The sequence below is a fragment of the Roseomonas acroporae genome (assembly GCF_023223525.1).
GTDB lineage: Bacteria > Pseudomonadota > Alphaproteobacteria > Acetobacterales > Acetobacteraceae > Roseomonas_E > Roseomonas_E acroporae.
This window is the reverse complement of record NZ_JALPRX010000173.1, coordinates 1-1,801: the sequence shown is the minus strand read 5'-3', so window position 1 is coordinate 1,801 and position 1,801 is coordinate 1. Positions and strand designations below refer to the sequence as shown.

The window sequence follows — 1,801 nt, the reverse complement described above, 5'->3', positions numbered from 1 at the left end:
TCATAAATCTGCGTTCCCATCGCAAAAATCTGGTTGACCGCACCAATCGTGACTGCGATGGTGTCGCACCGAAGCGATACTATCGCAAAAGATAGGTGCCGCAAACCATGCCCCTCGACACCACCCCCACGATCCGCCGCGAGGTCCACGCCGCCGGGCTGGTGTCCGCCGCGCTGGGCCTGCGCTTCTCCGCCATCCCCAATGCCTCGGTCATCGCCGACCCGCTGCCGCGCGACCGCAGCGTGGTGGTGCTGGTGATGCACAGGTGCCGGTGCTGGCACGTCCGGACGACCGCGGCGGGGCATGCGGCCGCCTACTACGATCCGACCCACGGCGACATGCCGCTGGCCACCGGCAGCCTGGAGGCGGTGCTGGGCGCCATCGCCGGCCACCTGGAGCGCGTCGCCCACCTGGCGCCGATGGTCGAGCACGATCCCGCGGTGCGCGCCGCCCTGGCGGGGGTCGCGGCCGAGGCGGCGGTGGACGCACGGCGCGAGGCAATGGCCGAGGCGGTCGAGGCCCTGCGCGTGGCGAACCGTGCGCCCGGTGGTGCCGAGGCTCGCCGTGCCGCCCAAGCGGCTGCCTTCTGCGCGCTGAACGCCGCCCGTGCCGCGCTGCGCCGGGCCGAGGTGGCGCTGCACGGGCCGCAGCCCCGGCCGGTGCTGGCCCGCCGCCCGAAGCAGTCGCCCACGCGCCGCGTGCCGGCGGTGCCGGTCCTGCAGATGGGAGCCTGAGACATGTCCCGCCTCACCCCCGCTGTTCTGATCGCCAGCCCGTGCGGCCGCTACCGGGCCTGGGGTGACGAGGGCGACCGCTTCCTGGTCGTCACCCAGGACGACGAGAACAGCCCGTGCGTCGTGCAGGCCGTCGCCTCCGAGGACGAGGCCCGCCGGATGGTCGCAGCCGCCGCCGAGTTGCATGCCGCGAACGACGCCGAGATGGAGGTCCACTTCTTCCTGCCCGGCGTGTCCGGCGCTCGCGTGCGTCAGGCCCGCTGCTACGGCATGAACGGCGGCGTCGGTCGCAGCCGCACCCGCGCCAGCCTGGGCCGCGAAAGCAGGGCCCGCGCCGCCGCCGAGGGTGTGGACGTCGAGGACCGCGCCGCCTTCCGCCGCTGGGAGAGCGAGCAGGGCGACATGCTGTTCGCCAGGATCGCGGTGTTCTCGCGGCTTCGCACCGCCCCCATTGCCCAGCCGGCGCCCGCCGCCGTCTGAGCCGTCCGCGCCGGGGCGGCTCCCCGGCATCAGGCGGCGCAGGCGGGTGTGTCCAGCACCCACCCGCGCCTGACCACCAGCAAGGGACGCATCCCCTATGCCCGTGGCTTCCTCCGCTTCTACCACTGCCCGCCGTGGCGTGCTCGGGGGCGCGGCGTCGCTCCTGGCGTTCGCCACGGCGGTTTCCTACGCCCGCCCTGCCGTTGCTTCCCCCGATGCCGAGGTGTGCCGCGTCGCCGGCCTGATGGTAGACGGCCGCGCCGAGATCGAGCGGCACATGGAGCCCTACTACGACGCGGTGCGCTTCGAGTACCCGCCGGGAACGGCGGCGCGGATGCGGCTGCTGAACGAGCAGCACCGCGAGCTGCGCGACCGCCTCGCCGTGACGCCCGCCGCTTCGTTCGAGGGCTGGCAGGCGAAGGCCCGGGCGCTGCTGCTCTGGCTGACGCCGGGCGGCGATGCCGACGTGCCGACCGATCCGGACCAGCGGCTCGTGCTGAGCCTCTGCCGCGACCTGCTGGCGGGGAGGGCGGCATGAGCGGCGCCCCCGACAGGCTGGCCCGCGCCGGCCTGCGCCCCGACGCCGA

3 protein-coding genes are annotated in these 1,801 nt (G+C 74.2%); all 3 read left to right on the top strand.

The genetic code is table 11. From position 1 onward, the window contains the following. Nucleotides 1–107 precede the first annotated feature (107 nt). The 3 genes from M0638_RS27275 (at nucleotide 108) to M0638_RS27265 (ending at nucleotide 1,752) form a co-directional block, all read left to right on the top strand. Nucleotides 108–734 (top strand): hypothetical protein, encoded by a 627-nt coding sequence (locus M0638_RS27275; protein ID WP_248670107.1) that lies wholly within the window; start codon nucleotides 108–110, stop codon nucleotides 732–734. A gap of 3 nt (nucleotides 735–737) precedes the next feature. Then, the gene (locus M0638_RS27270; protein ID WP_248670106.1) at nucleotides 738–1,214 is read left to right on the top strand and encodes a hypothetical protein; all 477 of its coding nucleotides are present in this window, start codon (nucleotides 738–740) and stop codon (nucleotides 1,212–1,214) included. A gap of 97 nt (nucleotides 1,215–1,311) precedes the next feature. Further along, the gene (locus M0638_RS27265) at nucleotides 1,312–1,752 is read left to right on the top strand and encodes a hypothetical protein (RefSeq protein ID WP_248670105.1); all 441 of its coding nucleotides are present in this window, start codon (nucleotides 1,312–1,314) and stop codon (nucleotides 1,750–1,752) included. Nucleotides 1,753–1,801: the final 49 nt, after the last annotated feature.